This window comes from Devosia sp. 1635, from assembly GCF_013185955.1.
GTDB lineage: Bacteria > Pseudomonadota > Alphaproteobacteria > Rhizobiales > Devosiaceae > Devosia.
In genome coordinates, this window is record NZ_JABAOM010000003.1 from 220,385 (window position 1) to 238,185 (window position 17,801).

Below are 17,801 nucleotides of genomic sequence, written 5' to 3' on the forward strand. Positions count from 1 at the left end.
AGGTGGCCAATAGCATATGGGGCGCGCCGGCGCAAAGTCACGGGCCCGGGAGGTGCTGAGGGGCTGCTATTCGCCAGGCGCGGGATGATCCTTGCCCTGGGTGGGGCGATCAAACAGCGAAGCCGTGAGAGCAACCGAGAAGGCGGCAATGATGACGACGGCAAAGTTGGCAACAACTCCCCACTCAATCATTCTTCCAGTCCTTTCAGATGGCGTCTTGCCAGCCAATGTAAGCCCAAACTGCTGATGAAACAACCAACCACCACGAAGGCTGCAGTGGGCGAGCCACTGGACGATTGCGCCAGCGCCACGATCGGCGCCAAAGCACCAATCCCCACCAGCGCCATGGCTACGCCATTCATGTAAGTGGCGGTCAGCTTGCGCTGTTCATTGCGGACGAGCTTGCTCAATCCCTCAGCATTCGGCGGAGACGGCCTGGGTGGCAGCGGTGGAGCCGGCGAGCGAGAAGGTTTGCGCCACCTTGATGCCGGCACTGGTGGTGCCTTCAACGACCAGGCTCGAGCCGGCGCGGATGGCGCTGGCGAGCGCATCGCTTTGCCCGGCATCGTCGAGCCAGGCGGCATCGTTCTGGGTAAAGAGATTGAAGGTCTGCCCATTCACCGTGACGGTCGCGCCGCTATCGGGCTGGAAGGTGAAGCCGGCAACCAGATTGAACTCGCTGGCGACATTTTCGCCGGGCCGGCTGGTGAGGTAGAGATAGGCCTGCGTATAGCCATCGGGCGTGGGGGTCACGGTGGTGGGCTTGGTCATGGCAAAGCAGACCGGCCCGGCCCCATCGGACGCTGCATAGCTCGACCAGTCCCGGAAATCACCGAGCAGCCGCACCGACTGGGCTGCAGCGCTGCCAACCGAAAGCAGGCTGGCCACGACCACAAGCGAAACAAAGCGCGAAACCATAAGGGGCCTCATCAAACACAGGAAGGACGAGGGCCGCGACGCGGCACCTCGCCCGGATAGGAGGATTGCTCGAGCGGGGTCCAGCCCCGATCAGGCGCAGGCTGCGTCGATGGCGTTCATCGCCGCCGTGGCGCCCGAAAGCGAATAGGTGTCGATCGTGTTGGTGCCGCGCTGGGAGGTTCCGCGCACCTGCAGCTTAGTGCCGCCCTTGAAGGCCTGGACAAACCCGCCTTCGTCGCCGGTCGAAGCCAGCCAGGCCGCCGAGCCCTCGGTGACCATCGGATAGGACTTGCCATCAATCGAAGCGCTAGCCTTGGCGTCACTGCTGTTGAAGGGGTAGCCGATAATGGTCTGCACCTCGTTCTTGGTGCCCATGCCCTTACGGTGAATGATCATGAAGTGAACGGGGTCGCGATTAACACCGGCGGGCTCGCTCGATTGCGGCGCGGCCGAGATATAGCAGAGCACCCCCGAAGCATCGGTCGCCTGCCAGGCGGTCCAGGCATTGAAACTGCCGAGCTCGGTTGCCTGCTGCGCCTGCGCGACAGGGGCCAGAGCCATGACCGCGCCGACCGCGAGCCCAAACACAAGGCTACCGGTTTTCAACGTCATCGCCAAATCTTCCTCATCTTTGAAGGTACGCATCTAGTGGGATTTGCTGCTCGCAAGCTTAAGCCCCACATGGTTACTAAGGTGTCAAGCGCCGCCACGCCCCAGCGCTAGCCATCAAGTGAGCGGCAATCGTGACGCTAAAAAGGCGCGGGGCAGCGGCAATGACGTGCTTTGCAGGTAAAGGGTCAAGCTCGCGTTAACACTGCCGTGAGCGGCTCACGCTTCGAGCGAATAACTTTGCTCGACCACATAGGGGCCGCCACCCACCGAGTCACGGCTGGAAAACAGCACAAAGCGCCTGGGCGTGAATTCAAGCGGCTCGAAGCGCCCGGCCTCGGCGATAAAGCGGGCCACCTCCTCGGGCGCCGAGCCGCGCAACCTGGCCAAGGTTATATGGGGCACGAATTTGCGGCCCTCGGCGGGAAGGCCGGCGCGCTGCAGCACCCGCTCCTGGGCCGCCTGCAGGCGGCTGAGCGCCTCGCTGGGCTCAACTGCGGCATAAAGCGCGCGCGGCTTGGCCCCCCCAAAGGCACCCAGATGGGTCAGCCGCACCGGAAAACTCAGAGACTGGCTCAACCGGTCGAGGCTGTCGGCGACTTCATTGGCGGTGCCATGATCCACATCACCGATGAAGCGCAGGGTGATGTGGTAATTCTCGGCATCGATCCAGCGCGCGCCGCTGAGGCCGCCGCGCTTGAGCGACAGGGCAAAGGCGATATCGCCGGGAACTTCAAGGCCAGTAAACAGCCGGGGCATGAGGCCTCCTTTGCCCGCGGGCAGGCAAGACAATCGCAGCCAGCCTAGCATAACTGCCTGAGAGGGGCAGTCGAATCGTCGCGGCTGGGCGAACAGGGTTGTAAAGGACTTCTCCCCCATCCATATTACCGATCAAGTGGCGCCCAACAACGCCCTCGGCGGGAGGAAACCGCCTTATCCGTCAGTGAAAGGATAGTGCATATGGCTGAATATGACCGTCAGACCCTGAATGCGCGGGCCGGCTCGGCCTTAGCCATCGACGAGGGCCTGCGCAGTTACATGCTGCGCGTCTACAATTACATGGGCATTGGCCTGGTGGTAACTGGCCTTGCGGCCTGGTTTGCTGCCGCCGCTGCCATCACCACCAATCCAGATGCCGCCGTGGCCCAACTGGCCAATGGCCAGTATGTGACCCAGTGGGGTTACCTGCTTTATGCCAGCCCGCTGCAGTGGGTCGTGATGCTCGCGCCCCTCGCCTTCGTGATGGTGCTGAGCTTTGGCATCAACAAGCTCTCCGTGCCCGCCGCCCAGGCCACTTTCTGGGCCTTCTCGGCGATCATGGGCCTGTCGATGAGCTCGATCTTCCTGGTTTACACCGACGCTTCGATCGCCAAGGTGTTCTTCATCACCGCGGCAACCTTTGGCACGATGAGCCTTTATGGCTACACCACCAAGCGTGACCTGACGGCGATGGGCTCTTTCCTGATGATGGGCCTGATCGGCCTGATCATCGCCTCGATCGTCAACATCTTCATGCAGTCGAGCATGATGGAGTTCATCATCTCCGCTGTCGGCGTGCTGATCTTTGTGGGCCTGACCGCCTATGACACCCAGAAGATCAAAGAAAGCTATGCCGAGCACCATGGTGCCGACACGCTCGCCAAGAACGCCATCATGGGTGCGCTCTCGCTGTATCTGGACTTCATCAACCTGTTCATGATGCTGCTCCGCCTGTTCGGCAACCGCGAATAATTCCGACCCGCGGCCCTGGGCCGCGGATTTCGATGGACACTGTTTGGGGACCGCAGTCATAAAGGCTGCGGTCCCTTTGCTTTGTCGAGTTGACGTATCGTGTCCGACTTCCGCCTGCGCCCGTTCGAGTGGTCCGATGTGCCCGCGATCACCCGCATCTACCGACATTATGTCGATCACACCGCCATTACCTTTGATACCGAAGCGCCCGACGAAACGGCCATCGCCGAGAAATATGCGGGCCTCTTGCGCTTGGGTCATCCGGTGATCATCGCCGAGCGCGCGGGCAAGCCCATCGGCTATGCCTATGCCAGCTTTTATCGGCCCCGCGCGGCCTATCGCTTCACCTGCGAGGATTCGCTTTATCTCGATCCTGCCGAAACCGGGCGCGGCATCGGCAAGGCAATGCTGAGCGAGCTTCTGACGCAGTCGCGGGCCTTTGGCTTCAAGCAGATGCTGGCGGTGATCACCGCCGATACGGCCAACTCGGTCGGCATCCACGAGAGATTTGGCTTCCACCGCGTCGGGTATTACGAAGCGGTTGGCCTCAAATTCGACCGCTGGCACGACATCGTGCACCTGCAACTGGCGCTTTAATCAGGCAGCTTGTTAAACCGATGAGCCTGAGCAACACCCGCTGAGGCGCGGCTGCAGTCCGCCGGACCGGCAACAGGCGGTTAACCCACCACCGCCAGTTGCGGATCGAGCACGCGGAGCACCTGCGCCAGTTCGTGGCCGCGCTTCAAAATGCGGCCCTGCTGGTTGGTAACGGCATATTGCCCCTGGCGATTGCGCAAGCGCGGGGTTTTCTCGATCAGGTAAAGTGGTCGCTCGGACACGCGGGCATATACCGAAAACACTGCCCGCTCGCGCAGGAAGTCCATGGCGTAATCTCGCCACTCGCCCTGCCCGACCTTGCGGCCATAAACCGACAGGATCAGCGCCAGTTCCTTGCGGTCAAAGGCAACAATGGCTGGGACCTTGCTGGGCTGCGGACTGGGCGGCGCCTCGGCCTGATGCACCAATTCGAGCTTCACCGGCTTGCTGTTTGGAACACGCGCTTGCACGCTTGGCCTCGCACTCCTTGTTGCAGAACCGTCATGATCGCGGCATTCGACCGGCGATGCAAGCGCTTCACGGCACCGCCATCGCCCTAGGCCAAAATACCCCATTTAGGCCACACTGCTTCCCTTTGGCTGCCCCATTGCACCGCGACAGTGTCATCGTTGCCCCAAGGCTGGTGGCTGGCCGACCGAGCCCCCCGAAGAACGCCGCCACCAGTTCCTCCAAAGAGCAGTCAACTTCTCCCGTCCCTGGTTTCCAGCGGCGGGAGATTTGTTTGGGGGTCAGCGCTCGTAGGACGCAGCGCCCAGAATGGCTCCTGGCAGCCCATTGCGGTCTTCCTGCACGATCACGGCGATGCCGTCGCCCGCTTCGGCGGCAAGTTCGGCCAATGGCAGTTTGAAACGAGCGCCAGCCTTGCCTTCCCACATGCCCAGCATGTGTCGGCCGGTGACCACCTGGGTATAGCTCATCGCCTTGCCCGCGTTTTCGCCGCGCTCGATCTGCACCTGCGCCTGGCGCAGATAGGTGACGAGCCAAACCACTGCATCGGCGGTTCCGGCACGAGGGCCGATCTCGACCTCGAGCATGCCGGCATCGCTTTCGATATCCACCGGCAGGGTCAGGCTGGCCGAGCGAATGGCGCTATGCACTTCGGCGCGGTGCGAGCCCACCACATCCTGCTTGCCGTTGACCACCATCTGCGGCGTGTAGATGCGCGGCGTGCCCCAACTCTTGGCATAGGCGCGCTGCCGGTCGGAATTGGCCGGATTGCCGAAAGTGTCCTTCCAGCCCACATAATCCCAATAATCGACATGAAAGGCGAGGGCGATCACGTCCTCGTCTCGGCCCAGGCTCGACAGCAGCGCATCGGCCGGCGGGCAGGACGAGCAGCCCTGGCTGGTAAACAATTCAACCACAGCCTTGGGCCGCTCGCGCAGGCTTTCGGCCTGGCTAGAGGGGGCCATGGCCAGAAGTGCGATCATCGCCATGATTACGGCGGGGGTGCAAGGAGGAACCATCCCCAAGTTGTAAGCCACAGATTGGTTGGCCCGCCAGTCAAAACGGGGTGACAAATACCGGCTCGGTTAACCTTAGGCGGGAGCGTGGCAGACCAGCTCCAGGTTATTGCCGTCGGGATCGAGCACAAAGGCGGCATAATAATCGGGACCGTAATTGGGCCGGAGCCCCGGGCCACCATTGTCGCGGCCACCTGCGGCGAGAGCGGCGGCATGGAATGCATCCACGGTCGCGCGGTCGGGGCTGCGTAGGGCGACATGGACCGGCATCGCGCCGTCGGCTGCGGTCAGCCACAGATCGGCGGGTTCGCCCGTTCCGCCCAGCCCCGCAACCCCGGGATAGGCCGCTTGCTGGCTATAGCCGAGCGGAGCCAATGCTGCCTTGTAAAAAGCCAGCATCGGCTCGAACTGCCCGGTGACAATGCCCAGATGATCGATCATTTTTTCCACTCCATTTGCGTATGGCGGAACCCTCGCAGCCCCTTGCGACAAACCCTGTCAGCAGCAAACGAAAATGGCGGCCCCCAAGGGCCGCCATCAAGAATTATCTGGCGCGGGAATGAACCCTTATGCGGCCACGAGGCTGCGCAGCACATAGTGCAGGATGCCGCCATTCTTGTAGTAATCGAGCTCGTTGGCCGTATCGATGCGGCAACGGGTTTCGATGATAAAGCTTGTGCCGTCGGCGCGGGTGATCTTGACCGGCACAATAGCACGGGGAGCCAGGTTTTCCACCCCGACGATGTCGATGGTTTCGGTGCCGTCGAGCCCCAGCGTCTGCCAGCTCTCGCCGTCCTTGAACTGCAGCGGGATCACGCCCATGCCCACAAGGTTGGAGCGGTGAATACGCTCGAAGCTCTGCGCGATCACGGCTTTAACGCCCAAGAGATTGGTGCCCTTGGCCGCCCAGTCGCGCGATGAGCCCGTGCCATATTCCTTACCCGCAAAGATCACGAGCGGCGTGCCCTGGCCCTGATAGGCCATGGCCGCATCATAGATCGGCATCTGCGAGCCATCGGGACCCTTGGTGAAGCCACCTTCAACGCCCGGCAGCATCTGGTTCTTGATGCGGATATTGGCAAAAGTGCCGCGCATCATCACCTCATGGTTGCCGCGCCGGGCGCCATAGGAGTTGAAATCGCGCGGGGCGACCTGGTGCTCCTGCAGATATTGGCCCGCCGGGGTGGAGGGCTTGAACGAGCCGGCCGGGGAGATGTGGTCGGTGGTGATCGAGTCAAGGAACAGGGCCAGCACCCGCGCGCCGTTGATATCGGTCACCGGCTTGGGGGTCATGTCCATGTCTTCGAAATAGGGCGGGTTCTGCACATAGGTCGAGGAGCTGTTCCAGCCATAGGTTTCGCCGCCTTCGATGGCGATGGCCTGCCAGTTGTCGTCGCCCTTGAACACATCCGAATAGCGCCGCTTGAACATTTCAGGCGTCACATGGGTGCGCACGATCTCGGCGATCTCGTGATTGGTGGGCCAGATATCGCGCAGATAAACCGGCTGGCCGTTCGAGCCGATGCCCAGCGGCTCAGTGGTGATGTCGACATTCATCGAGCCGGCAATGGCATAGGCCACAACGAGCGGCGGGGAAGCGAGGAAGTTCGCCTTCACATCCGAATTGACGCGGCCTTCGAAATTGCGATTACCCGACAGCACCGACGCAGCCACCACGTCGCCGGTCTGGATCGCCTTGGAGATGGCGGCCGGCAGCGGGCCCGAATTGCCGATGCAGGTGGTGCAGCCATAGCCGACAAGGTTGAACCCAAGGGCATCAAGATCGGCCTGAAGGTTCGCGGCGGTGAGGTAGTCGGTCACCACCTGCGAGCCGGGGGCCAGCGAGGTCTTGACCCAAGGCTTGGAGTTGAGGCCGAGGGCGCGTGCCTTGCGGGCAACGAGACCGGCAGCCACCAGCACCGATGGGTTGGAGGTATTGGTGCAAGAGGTGATGGCGGCGATCACCACATCACCATGCCCGATGCTGAACTCTTCGCCTTCCACGGGAACGCGGGTGTCCTCGGTCTTGCCGAATTCCTTGGGCAGCCCTTCGATAAAGGCCTGCTTGGCATTGGTCAGAACGATACGGTCTTGCGGGCGCTTGGGACCCGAGATCGAGGGCACGACGGTGGAAAGATCGAGCTCGAGGGTCGAGGTGAACACCGGATCGGGCGAATTGGTGTCGCGGAACATGCCCTGGGCCTTGCTATAGGCCTCAACCAGCGCCACGCGCTGCGGGTCGCGGCCCGAAGTGGTGAGGTATTTCAGCGTATCGGCATCGACGGGGAAGTAGCCGCAGGTGGCGCCATATTCAGGGGCCATATTGGCAATGGTCGCCTGGTCTTCGAGGCTGAGGTAGTCGAGACCCGGGCCATAGAACTCGACGAACTTGCCGACCACGCCCTTCTTGCGCAGCATTTCGGTGACGGTCAGCACGAGGTCGGTGGCGGTGATGCCCTCGTTGATCTTGCCCGTAAGCTTGAAGCCCACGACTTCGGGGATCATCATGGTGATGGGCTGGCCGAGCATCGCTGCCTCGGCCTCGATGCCGCCCACGCCCCAGCCCAGCACAGCCATGCCATTGACCATGGTGGTGTGGGAATCGGTACCCACCAGCGTATCGGGATAAGCGACGATCTCGCCGTTCTCTTCGCGGGTCCACACGGTCTGGGCGAGATATTCGAGATTGACCTGGTGGCAGATGCCGGTGCCGGGGGGCACGACGCGGAAATTGTCGAAGGCCGACTGGCCCCAGCGCAGGAACTCGTAGCGTTCGCCATTGCGTTCATATTCGAGCTCGACATTCTGCTCGAAGGCCATCGGCGTGCCAAAGCTGTCGACCATCACCGAGTGATCGATCACGAGATCGACGGGCACCAGCGGATTGATCTTTTGCGGATTGGCGCCGAGCTTGGCGGTCGCATCGCGCATCGCGGCCAGATCCACCACGGCCGGAACGCCGGTGAAGTCCTGCATCAGCACGCGCGCCGGGCGATAGGAAATCTCGTGCTCGGTGCTGCGCGTCTTGAGCCATTCGGCCACAGCCAGGATATCGGCCTTGGTGACGGTGCGGTCATCTTCGAAGCGCAGCAGGTTTTCCAGGACCACTTTCATGGAATGGGGCAACGCGGAAACGCCCTCCAGCCCGTTCTTTTCGGCTTCGGCGATGGAATAATAGGTGTAGCGCTTGCCGCCGACCTCAAGGGTCGATTTGGCGTTGAAGCTGTTCAGTGAGGTCACGGTGTTCCGCCCTGTCATCTAGCGTTGCGGCGAACGCGGGGCGTGCGGCCAACGGGCCGGGCAACCGCCCAAAGACGTCGCCTTTCCTGGAATGACTCCAATCTAGAGGGCTTATATCCAACAAAGATTACCCTTGCCAGTGCCGCCTTTAGTTCAATACGAGATGGGGCCATGTCCCCTCGGCAAGTGTTTCCAGCCCTGCATCTGCGCGCCCAAGGCCTTCAATGCGGACGGGGCGGCACGCCCCTTGGCCAGCCTTTGGACCTCTTGGCCGAACCGGGCACGGCGCTGCTGCTGCGCGGACCCAATGGCGCGGGCAAGACGACGCTGCTGCTGACGCTCGCGGGCGTAGTAGCGCCCATAGCGGGCAGCCTTGCGCTCGACGGCGTTGATCCCGACGAGGGGCCATTTCTCCATTTCTGCGGCCACCGCAACGCGGTCAAGCCGCGGCTGAGCGTCGAAGAAAACCTGCAGTTCTGGGCCGCGCTGAACGGCGGCGATGGCCTGCCGGTGCCCGATGCGCTGGAACAGGTGGGCCTGGGCGCCCTGGCCCGGCTCGATGCCGGCTATCTGTCGGCCGGGCAGGGGCGGCGCCTGGCGCTGGCCCGGCTGCTGGTCTCGCCGCGCCCGCTGTGGCTCCTTGATGAACCCACCGCCGCGCTCGACCGGCAGGGTCAGGCATTGGTTGCCGGCCTTATCGATGCGCAACTGCAAAGCGGCGGCATTGTCGTGGCCGCCACCCATGACGAACTCGCCCTCGCCGATCCCACGCGGATCACCACCCTGACCCTGGAGCCGAGCCGATGAGCGGTTTTGCGGCGGCGCTCGGGCGCGACCTGCGCCTCGCTCTGCGCGGGGGTGGCGATGTGCTGACGCTCGTCCTCTTTTTTGTAATCGTGGGCGTCGTTGTGCCCTTTGCCGTTGGTCCCGACCAGGCGCTGCTCGCCCGGCTTGCGCCGGGCATGATCTGGATCGCGGCGTTCTTGTCCATGCTGCTCGGGCTCGATCGGCTGTTCCGGCCCGACCATGAGGATGGCACCCTGCTGCTCTTGCGTCAGGCGGCGCTCCCTATGCCGGCGATCATCGCCGCCAAGCTGCTGGCGCACTGGCTGCTCGCGGCCTTGCCGCTGCTTCTTGCCAGCCCGCTGCTGGCAATCTTGTTATCTATGGACCTTGCGAGCTTTTGGCGCACCCTGCTGTCGCTGCTGGTGGGCACGCCGGCGCTTGCCGCTTTTGGTGCTATCGGCGCGGCGATAACGGTGGGGATCGGCCGGGGCGGTTTGCTGGCCCCGATCCTCATCGCGCCCCTTTCGGTGCCGGTGCTGATCTTTGGCGTTGGCGCCATTCCGGCTGGGCCTGGACCGGATCAATCCGGCAGCGCCTTGCTGTTTCTCGCGGCGATTAGCCTCATCGCCTGCGCCACTGCGCCCTTTGCTGCGGGTCTTGCGATAAGTGCGAGCGAGGATTAGTTGAGCCCCATGACGCTTGCAACCGCACCCAAACAGCGCTGGTGGAACCGGATTGCCCATCCCGGGCAGTTCGTCGCCTGGACGCGCCCGCTGCTCTGGCCACTCACCGTGGCCACCGCGCTCCTGTTCCTGGTTGGGCTGTGGTTCGCCTTGTTCAACTCGCCCCAGGACTACCAGATGGGCGACACCGTGCGCATCATGTATGTGCATGTGCCCACCGCATGGCTGAGCCAATTCGTTTACGCGACCATGGCCGTTTCGGCGCTGGGCACCCTGGTCTGGCGCCACCCGCTGGCCGATGTGGCGATGAAGACCGCCGCGCCCCTGGGCGCCTGCTTTACAGCGCTGGCGCTCTTTACCGGCTCGCTCTGGGGCCGCCCGACCTGGGGTACGTTCTGGGAATGGGACGGGCGCATGACCTCGACGCTGGTCCTGCTGTTCATCTATCTCGGCATTATTGCGCTCTGGCGCGCCTTTGACGACCAGCTGCGCGGCGCCCGGGTGATTGCCGTCTTCACCCTCGTGGGTGCGGTCAATATACCCATTATCAAGTTCTCGGTGGATTGGTGGTCGACGCTCCATCAACCCGCCAGCGTCTTTCGCGCCGACGGGCCGCGCATGCCGCCGTCCATCCTGACGCCGCTCTTCGTGATGTTCTTTGCCTTTACGCTGCTGTTCATCACGCTCCAGCTCAAGGCCATGCACACCGAGATCAAGCGCCGGCGCGTCGCTACGCTCGAGCGCCGGGCAGCCCAGGGAGCGGCAGACGCATGATCGATCTGGGACCCCACGCGCTCTTTATCGTTTGCGCCTATCTTGGTGTTGCGCTTGTCGTGGCCGCGCTGATCGGCTGGACCCTCTGGGACGCCCGCCGCACCGAGCAGCGGCTCAAGGACCTCGAAGCGCGTGGCATCCGTCGCCGCTCGGCCGAGCCGGCCGCCTGATGCGCTTCCTCCTGTTTGCCCTGCCGCTGCTGCTGCTCGCCGGTCTCGTCGCGATCTTCGCCAGCACCATGAACCGCGACCCTTCGCTGGTGCGCTCGGTGCTGATCGACAAACCCGCGCCGAGCTTCGCCCTCGAAGCGGTGCCGGACCTCGGCGTGCCCGGCTTTGCCACCGAAAACCTCACCGGCGGGGTCACGGTGGTCAATGTGTTTGCCTCCTGGTGCATCCCTTGCCGCGCCGAGCACCCGCTGCTGACCAGCCTCAAGGACAGTGGCGATATCCGGCTCTTTGGCATCAACCAGGCCGACGCCCCCGAAAATGCCCGCGCCTTTCTGGCCGAACTGGGCAATCCCTATGATGCGGTCGGCGCCGACCGCGACCGGCGCGTCTCGATCGATTGGGGTGTTTATGGCGTGCCCGAAACTTTTGTGGTCAACCCGCAAGGGGTCATTACCTTCAAGCATGTCGGCCCCCTGACCCCCACCAGCCTCGAACAGGAACTGCTGCCGGCGATCGCGGCTGCACGGGGGTAAAGTTTAGGGTTCTGCATCCGTCGCGAAGCGCCCTCCGCGATAGAAGTCGCCCGGCCCTCCCCTCACGGGGGAGGGAGGCATAGAGCCGCGGATCCGGAGTCCAGCCGTGAGGCTCTAGCTCTCCAGTGTTTGTATCCGGCCTTGAAGGCCGGCCTTCCCTCCCCCTTGAGGGGAGGGATCGAGGGAGGGGGTCGTGGTGAAGCGCACTATCGTGCCGCCATACCCAAGCGTTTGAACCTCAGGAAAGCACCCTCAAAAATCGCTGGTTAAACCCTTGATCTCCCAGTCCCCGTAGCGCACCGGCTCGAGGCCGCCGCGGCCGCCTTTTTCGGCCGGGTTCTGGGCCGCAAGGCGGTCGATCTCGGCGCGGCGCGCTTCGGCTTCCGCCAGAGCCCGTTGCGCGGCAGGAGACAGGGGCGGGCGCGGCGCGGGCTCGGGGGCAGTCGCGGACGGCTCTGGGGCATTTGGCTCATTGTCGTTCATTGCGCTTCTCCCAAGGCTTGGGCCCCGGCGCCTTGCATGCAACCGGATCGCACCCAACATAATTGGCCAGACACGCAAACCCAAGAGGCACCATGTACAACACGCTTCGCACCTTTGGCCTGCTGGCGGCGCTGACGGCGCTGTTCATGGTGGTCGGCTATTTCATTGGTGGCAGCTCGGGCATGATGATGGCCTTTGGCTTTGCGCTGCTGACCAATCTGTTCAGCTACTGGAACTCCGACAAAATGGTGCTGCGCATGCAGAACGCCGTTCCGGTGGAGCGCAGCCAGGTGCCTCAACTCTATGAGATGGTCGACATCCTCTCGCAAAAGGCCGGCATCCCCACTCCCGCTGTTTATGTGATCCAGACCGACCAGCCCAATGCCTTTGCCACCGGGCGCAATCCGCAGAATGCGGCCGTGGCGGTGTCCACGGGCCTCCTGCAGCAACTCGATACCCGCGAAGTCGCTGCCGTGGTCGCCCATGAGCTGGCCCATATCCGCTCGCGCGATACCCTGACCATGACCATCACCGCCACCTTTGCCGGCGCCATTTCGGCCCTGGCCCAGTTCGGCCTGTTTTTCGGCGGCGGCAATAATCGCGACAATCCGCTGGGCGGCATCGGCGCGCTCTTGATGGTGTTCCTGGCGCCGGTTGCGGCGATGATCGTGCAGATGGCGGTGAGCCGCACCCGCGAATACGAGGCCGACAAGGATGGCGCCGCCATTTCGGGCGATCCCCTGGCGCTGGCTTCGGCGCTGGCCAAGATCGCCACCCTTGCCGGGCGGCAGGTCAATGTTCAAGCCGAACGCAACCCCGCGATGGCCCATATGTATATCATCAATCCCCTGTCCGGGCAGCGCATGGACAATCTCTTCTCCACCCACCCCGATACGGGCAACCGCATTGCCCAGCTCCAGCAGCTTGCAGCGCAGCTTCAGGTGGTTGATAAGGACCCCCGGCCGGCGCGCGGGCCCTGGTCGGCTTCGCCACGCCGTCCGGCGCCTGGCGGTGCCACCTGGCGCGCGCCGTCGGCCGGCCGGGACAATCCCGGTGATCGCGGCCCCTGGGGATAAAACAAATCAAGACGCACAAACCTGAACCGGCCGGCCTCAAGCTTCGCCTCGTTGCCGCGCAGCGCCTGCGGGGCGTGCTCGCGGGCGAACATTTCGCGCCCCTGGGCCCTGCCGATCTGGCTGACGGGCGCGACCGCGCTCTCGCCAACCGGCTGATTACCACGGCGCTGCGCCGCCACGGCCAGCTCAACTTCATTCTCCATGCCCTGCTCGACAAGGGCATGCCGGGCAAATCAGGCACCTTCGAAGCCGTGCTGCGCCTGTCGGTCGCGCAGCTGATTTTCCTGCCCGATCTGGGCGCCCATAGCGCGCTGTTTCTTGCGGTCGAGGCGGTCAAGCGTGATCCCAAGGCGCGCCACCTGGCCGGGCTGATGAATGCCGTGTTGCGCACCGCGCAGGCCAATTCGGCCAAGTTCAGCATGCTGTCGGACGATTTGCTGCTGCCCGAGACCTTTGGCGACACCTGGCTGGCCGCCTATGGCGAAGACGCCATCATTGCCTTTGAAGCCGCGCTTTTGGCCGGCGCACCGCTGGACCTGACGCTCAAGCATGACGACCCCGAACTGCGCGATGCGCTGGGCGCCGTCCCCCTGATGGCCGACAGCGTGCGGATCGATGCGCGCGACAAGCCGGTGGAAGCCCTGCCAGGATATAGCGACGGGCGCTGGTGGGTGCAGGATGCTGCCGCCGCGATCCCAGCGCGCCTGCTCGACCTGCCCGCGAATTCGCGCGTGCTCGACCTTTGCGCCGCGCCGGGCGGCAAGACCGCCCAGCTGGTCAAGGCCGGCTATGCAGTCACCGCGCTCGACGCCGATGCCAAACGCATGGAGCGCCTCGCCGGCAATCTCGAGCGCCTCGACTATAGCGCGCAAACCGTCGTGGCCGATGCCACCACCTATGCGCCCGAAGAGCCCTTTGCCGGCATCGTGCTCGATGCCCCCTGTTCGGCGACCGGCACTTTCCGGCGTCACCCCGAAGTGCTGTGGCACCGCTCGCTCAGCGACATTGCCGGGCGCGTCCGCTTGCAGCGCAATCTCCTGCGCAATGCCGCCAAGTGCCTCGCGCCCGGCGGCGTGCTGATCTATTGCGTTTGCTCGCTCGAACCTGACGAAGGCGAAGCACAGGCCGCATGGGTGCTGGCCAACCTGCCCGAACTTGAACTGCTGCCGGTTACAGCAGAGCAATTGCCTGGCTTGCCCCAAGCCATCACGTCAGAAGGAACGGTGCGCACGCATCCGGGCATGGCACCAGGCGCGCAAAACGGGGGAATGGACGGTTTCTTCGTGGCGCGATTCCGCCGCCGCTCCTAGAATGGCCGCCGGAAAGTCGCGCAAATCACCTAGCGCCTTTGAGGCATGAACTCGTTGCAGCCATTAGCCGCCCCGGCGGACCCATATCGCTCCCTGCCACAAGGGAGCGCCCCGCCGTGATTCCACTGGTTCATCACGCCCGCCGTGCGGCTCTTGGGCTGGCCGACCGTGTGGTCACGCTTCCGGCTGTGCGCTGGACCTGGCGCAGCCTGGCCGACAATAGCTGGAGCGGCAACCTGCCCGAACTGCGTCCGGCCGATGCGGAGGCCGTACGCGACATGATGGCGGGGCGTTATCTGCTGGCCTCCAAGCTGGTGCAGACCGGCGGCACCTCGCCCTTTGCCGAGCCGCCCGAGCACCTGGAATGGTGGCAGAACCTGCAGAGCTTTTCCTGGCTGCGCCATTTCCGTGACCTGCGCGACCCCGGCGAGCGGTTTTTCGCCCGCACCCTGGTGCTGGACTGGATCGAGCGCGATGGCGGCTTTGCCCGCCCGAGCTGGGCTCCCACGATCTGCGCGCAGCGCGTGCTCAATTGGCTGCGCCACCTCAATATGCTGCTCGATGGCGCCACCCCCGAGCAGTCCCGCACTATCCAGCGCGCCCTTGGCGCCCAGATCCAGAGCCTCAAGGTGCGCGAAGGGCTGGCGAGCGATCCGGTTGATGCGCTGTTTGCGGGCATTGCGCTTTTGGGCGCCGCCGCCTGCGATGCCGAGGGCAGCACCGATCTGGCCGCGCGGCTGCGGCGGCTCAACGCGCTTTTGGCCGAACAGCTCGACCGGGACGGGCTGCATCGCTCGCGTAATAGTCGGCTTCAGCTGCAATTGCTGGTGGAGCTTTCAAGCGTGCGCCGCGCGCCCCTGGGCCCCAAGACCGAAGCTACGGCCGAATTGGCCGCTCAGATCGATCGCATGCATATGTGCCTTGATGCCCTGACCCTGGGCACGGGCGAGCCGGCTTATTTCCAGGGCTGCGGCCAGCTGCCCCACGACATCCTGATCGCCGTGCAATCCGACGGCCCGCCGCTGCGGCGGCGCAGCATGCTGCTCGGCGGCTACGGCATTTTGCGCGCCGGCGACGCGGTTCTGGTGGCCGATACCGGTCCCGCGCCTGCACCGGACTTTGCCGCCCAGGCGCATCGCAGCCCGCTGGCCTTCGAGTTCTCGACCGGCAACGCGCTGCTGGTGGGCAATTGCGGCCCAGCTCCTGCCGATCTGCCCGGCGGCGAAGCTTCGTTCCGGCAAGCCGTTGCCCATTCGGGCCCGACCATTGACGGCCAGGATCCCGAACCATCCGGTGCCGTCGGCCGTCGCGGGCCCCTTCCCAAGCCAAAGCTGGAACTGGCGGAAAACGCGCTCACCCTCACCACGGCCGGTTATCGCCGCCGCTTCGGGGTCGACATCGAACGCCAGATCACCTTGATTGGGGATGGCGAAACCCTGGTCGGCCAGGATCGCCTGATTGCGCAGGGCACGCCCAGTGGCGTGCTCTGCCTGCGCTTTCATCTCGGGCCCGGCACGGTGGTGCACCGGGTTTCGGAAGAAAGCGTTGCGCGGCTTGTTCTCCCCAATGGCGAAGTGTGGAGCTTTTTGTGGGAAGGCGCGAGCCTTTACGAAGACGATTCCGTGCGCCAGTCTGCCTCCTTGGGCTTGGTGCGTACACGCCAACTCGTGCTCGAGGCACAGGCCGCTGCTGGCACGGAGATCGCCTGGATCTTCACCCGCCAGAACTGACAGGCGGTTGGCGCATGCGGGCGCTTCATGCTAGCGAGCACCCGGCAAACACCAGATATAGGGGCAAAACCGATGGACGCGGGCAACACACATAAGATCGGCCGGGCGCTGCTATCGGTGTTCGACAAATCCGGCATGGTCGAGTTTGCCTCGGGCCTTGCCGAAGCGGGGGTGGAACTGGTGTCCACTGGCGGCACCCAGCGCCTGATCGCCGAGGCCGGCCTGCCGGTGCGCGAGATTGCCGACCTCACCGGCTTTCCCGAAATGATGGATGGCCGCGTCAAGACCCTCCACCCCAAGGTGCATGGCGGCCTTTTGGCGGTGCGCGACAATCCGGAACATGCCGCTTCGATGAGCGAGCACGCCATCGGGCCGATCGACCTCGTCGCCGTCAATCTCTACCCCTTCGAGCAGACCGTGGCCTCGGGCGCGGGCTATGACGCGATCATCGAGAACATCGATATTGGCGGCCCCGCCATGGTGCGCTCGGCGGCCAAGAACCATGCATTCGTAACTGTGGTGGTCGACCCGGCCGATTACCCCGCCATTCTCGAAGCGGTGCGCGCTACTGGCGGCGTGCCCTTTAGCCTCCGCCAGAAGCTCGCCGCCAAGGCCTATGCCCGCACCGCGGCCTATGACAGCGCCATTTCCGCCTGGTTTGCCCAGACGCTCGATTATCCCGAAATCCCCTATCGCGCCTTTGCCGGGACCTTGCGCGAAGTCATGCGCTACGGCGAAAACCCGCATCAATGGGCGGCATTCTACACCACGGGCGAAAACCGCCCCGGCGTCGCCACCGCCCGGCAGGTGCAGGGCAAGACCCTGAGCTACAACAACATCAACGACACCGATGCAGCCTTTGAGCTCGTAAGCGAGTTCGACCCCGCCGAGACCGCGGCTGTTGCCATCATCAAGCATGCCAATCCTTGCGGCGTTGCCGTTGGCCCCAATCTGCTCTCGGCTTATCGCGCGGCGCTGCGCACCGACCCGGTCAGCGCCTTTGGCGGCATTGTCGCCACCAACCAGCCGCTCGATGCGGCGGCGGCCGAGGAAATCGTCAAGACCTTCACCGAAGTGATCGTCGCCCCTTCTGCCTCGCCGGAAGCGGAAGCCATCATTGCCGCCAAGAAGAACCTGCGCCTGCTGCTGACCGGCGGCGTGGCCGATCCCAAGGCCGATGGGCTGACCGTCCGCTCAGTCGCCGGTGGCCTGCTCGTGCAGGGGCGTGACAATCGCAATGTGAATGATTGCGAGCTTCAGGTCGTCACCCAGCGCGCGCCCACCGAGGCCGAAATGCGCGACCTCAAGCTTGCCGCCCTGGTCGCCAAGCACGTCAAGTCCAATGCCATTGTTTACGTCAAGGATGGCGCTACCGTAGGCATTGGCGCGGGGCAGATGAGCCGGGTGGATTCCGCCCGCGTTGCCCATCGCAAATCGATCGACGCCGCCCAGGCCGCCGGGATCGATGGCGCGCTGACCCAGGGCTCCGTCGTGGCCTCCGATGCCTTTTTCCCCTTTGCCGACGGCCTCGAAGCGCTGGTTGCGGCTGGCGCCACTGCGGTGATCCAGCCCGGCGGCTCGATGCGCGACAATGAGGTGATCGCTGCGGCCGATGCCGCGGGTATCGCCATGGTGCTCACCGGCATGCGCCATTTCCGTCACTGAACAGTAACCGTA

General features: G+C 64.1%; 21 protein-coding genes. 11 read left to right on the forward strand and 10 right to left on the reverse strand.

All coding sequences use genetic code 11. From position 1 onward, the window contains the following. Positions 1 to 66: 66 nt before the first annotated feature. The 5 genes from HRU92_RS20770 to thpR all read right to left on the reverse strand — a co-directional run bounded on the left by HRU92_RS20770 (position 67) and on the right by thpR (position 2,286). The gene (locus tag HRU92_RS20770) at positions 67 to 192 is read right to left on the reverse strand and encodes a hypothetical protein (RefSeq protein ID WP_282567565.1); all 126 of its coding nucleotides are present in this window, start codon (positions 190 to 192) and stop codon (positions 67 to 69) included. Continuing rightward, on the reverse strand, positions 189 to 410 hold the full coding sequence (locus tag HRU92_RS13320; protein ID WP_127754735.1) for an amino acid transporter: 222 nt from the start codon (positions 408 to 410) through the stop codon (positions 189 to 191). The genes HRU92_RS20770 and HRU92_RS13320 overlap by 4 nt, the downstream gene beginning before the upstream one ends. A 4-nt stretch (positions 411 to 414) precedes the next feature. Next, positions 415 to 918, reverse strand: a complete 504-nt coding sequence (locus HRU92_RS13325; RefSeq protein WP_172121546.1) for an invasion associated locus B family protein — start codon at positions 916 to 918, stop codon at positions 415 to 417. A 90-nt stretch (positions 919 to 1,008) separates the two neighbouring features. Then, the gene (locus HRU92_RS13330) at positions 1,009 to 1,530 is read right to left on the reverse strand and encodes an invasion associated locus B family protein (RefSeq protein WP_172121547.1); all 522 of its coding nucleotides are present in this window, start codon (positions 1,528 to 1,530) and stop codon (positions 1,009 to 1,011) included. A gap of 216 nt (positions 1,531 to 1,746) precedes the next feature. Next, complete coding sequence (thpR, locus tag HRU92_RS13335) at positions 1,747 to 2,286, reverse strand: RNA 2',3'-cyclic phosphodiesterase (protein ID WP_127754738.1); 540 nt, start codon at positions 2,284 to 2,286, stop codon at positions 1,747 to 1,749. 201 nt (positions 2,287 to 2,487) lie between these two features. Here thpR and HRU92_RS13340 point away from each other — a divergent pair, with 201 nt between their 5' ends. Together HRU92_RS13340 and HRU92_RS13345 are read left to right on the forward strand one after the other, a co-directional pair. Then, positions 2,488 to 3,258, forward strand: a complete 771-nt coding sequence (locus tag HRU92_RS13340; protein WP_127754739.1) for a Bax inhibitor-1/YccA family protein — start codon at positions 2,488 to 2,490, stop codon at positions 3,256 to 3,258. Positions 3,259 to 3,357: 99 nt separating this feature from the next. After that, entirely contained in the window at positions 3,358 to 3,855 is a 498-nt protein-coding gene (locus HRU92_RS13345) for a GNAT family N-acetyltransferase (protein ID WP_172121548.1), read from the forward strand. Positions 3,856 to 3,935: 80 nt separating this feature from the next. On the opposite strand, the gene HRU92_RS13350 is transcribed toward HRU92_RS13345, so the two are convergent. From HRU92_RS13350 to acnA, 4 genes are all read right to left on the reverse strand, one after another. Then, positions 3,936 to 4,283: a DUF2794 domain-containing protein gene (locus HRU92_RS13350; RefSeq protein ID WP_248307176.1), complete on the reverse strand. Its 348-nt coding sequence runs from the start codon at positions 4,281 to 4,283 to the stop codon at positions 3,936 to 3,938. Between the two features lie 321 nt (positions 4,284 to 4,604). Further along, positions 4,605 to 5,306 carry a DUF1223 domain-containing protein gene (locus HRU92_RS13355; protein WP_173088312.1) on the reverse strand — a complete coding sequence of 234 codons (702 nt, stop codon included), beginning with the start codon at positions 5,304 to 5,306 and terminating at the stop codon, positions 4,605 to 4,607. Between the two features lie 108 nt (positions 5,307 to 5,414). Beyond that, the gene (locus tag HRU92_RS13360; RefSeq protein WP_127754743.1) at positions 5,415 to 5,780 is read right to left on the reverse strand and encodes a VOC family protein; all 366 of its coding nucleotides are present in this window, start codon (positions 5,778 to 5,780) and stop codon (positions 5,415 to 5,417) included. A 126-nt stretch (positions 5,781 to 5,906) separates the two neighbouring features. Then, entirely contained in the window at positions 5,907 to 8,597 is a 2,691-nt protein-coding gene (gene acnA, locus HRU92_RS13365) for an aconitate hydratase AcnA (RefSeq protein WP_172121551.1), read from the reverse strand. A 153-nt stretch (positions 8,598 to 8,750) separates the two neighbouring features. Here acnA and ccmA point away from each other — a divergent pair, with 153 nt between their 5' ends. From ccmA to HRU92_RS13390, 5 genes are read left to right on the forward strand one after another with little or no spacing between them, the layout of a single operon-like run. Beyond that, entirely contained in the window at positions 8,751 to 9,386 is a 636-nt protein-coding gene (ccmA, locus tag HRU92_RS13370) for a heme ABC exporter ATP-binding protein CcmA (protein ID WP_248307142.1), read from the forward strand. Further along, positions 9,383 to 10,048, forward strand: a complete 666-nt coding sequence (gene ccmB, locus HRU92_RS13375) for a heme exporter protein CcmB (RefSeq protein WP_172121552.1) — start codon at positions 9,383 to 9,385, stop codon at positions 10,046 to 10,048. Before ccmA ends, ccmB begins: the two co-directional genes overlap by 4 nt. A 9-nt stretch (positions 10,049 to 10,057) precedes the next feature. Beyond that, the gene (locus HRU92_RS13380; protein ID WP_172121553.1) at positions 10,058 to 10,822 is read left to right on the forward strand and encodes a heme ABC transporter permease; all 765 of its coding nucleotides are present in this window, start codon (positions 10,058 to 10,060) and stop codon (positions 10,820 to 10,822) included. After that, a complete protein-coding gene (gene ccmD / locus HRU92_RS13385; protein ID WP_172121554.1) occupies positions 10,819 to 10,992 on the forward strand; it encodes a heme exporter protein CcmD in 174 nt (57 codons plus the stop codon). Before HRU92_RS13380 ends, ccmD begins: the two co-directional genes overlap by 4 nt. Next, positions 10,992 to 11,525 carry a DsbE family thiol:disulfide interchange protein gene (locus tag HRU92_RS13390; protein WP_172121555.1) on the forward strand — a complete coding sequence of 178 codons (534 nt, stop codon included), beginning with the start codon at positions 10,992 to 10,994 and terminating at the stop codon, positions 11,523 to 11,525. Before ccmD ends, HRU92_RS13390 begins: the two co-directional genes overlap by 1 nt. A 252-nt stretch (positions 11,526 to 11,777) precedes the next feature. Here HRU92_RS13390 and HRU92_RS13395 read toward each other — a convergent pair whose 3' ends face one another. Beyond that, a complete protein-coding gene (locus tag HRU92_RS13395; RefSeq protein ID WP_172121556.1) occupies positions 11,778 to 12,008 on the reverse strand; it encodes a DUF1674 domain-containing protein in 231 nt (76 codons plus the stop codon). A gap of 92 nt (positions 12,009 to 12,100) precedes the next feature. On the opposite strand from HRU92_RS13395, the gene htpX reads away from it, so the two are divergent. The 4 genes from htpX (at position 12,101) to purH (ending at position 17,789) form a co-directional block, all read left to right on the forward strand. Then, the gene (gene htpX, locus HRU92_RS13400) at positions 12,101 to 13,084 is read left to right on the forward strand and encodes a zinc metalloprotease HtpX (RefSeq protein ID WP_173088314.1); all 984 of its coding nucleotides are present in this window, start codon (positions 12,101 to 12,103) and stop codon (positions 13,082 to 13,084) included. 74 nt (positions 13,085 to 13,158) lie between these two features. Then, on the forward strand, positions 13,159 to 14,394 hold the full coding sequence (locus HRU92_RS13405; protein WP_172121558.1) for an RsmB/NOP family class I SAM-dependent RNA methyltransferase: 1,236 nt from the start codon (positions 13,159 to 13,161) through the stop codon (positions 14,392 to 14,394). Positions 14,395 to 14,510: 116 nt separating this feature from the next. Next, positions 14,511 to 16,124 (forward strand): heparinase II/III family protein, encoded by a 1,614-nt coding sequence (locus HRU92_RS13410; RefSeq protein WP_172121559.1) that lies wholly within the window; start codon positions 14,511 to 14,513, stop codon positions 16,122 to 16,124. Between the two features lie 72 nt (positions 16,125 to 16,196). Then, on the forward strand, positions 16,197 to 17,789 hold the full coding sequence (gene purH / locus HRU92_RS13415; RefSeq protein ID WP_248307143.1) for a bifunctional phosphoribosylaminoimidazolecarboxamide formyltransferase/IMP cyclohydrolase: 1,593 nt from the start codon (positions 16,197 to 16,199) through the stop codon (positions 17,787 to 17,789). The last annotated feature ends 12 nt before the right edge of the window (positions 17,790 to 17,801 follow it).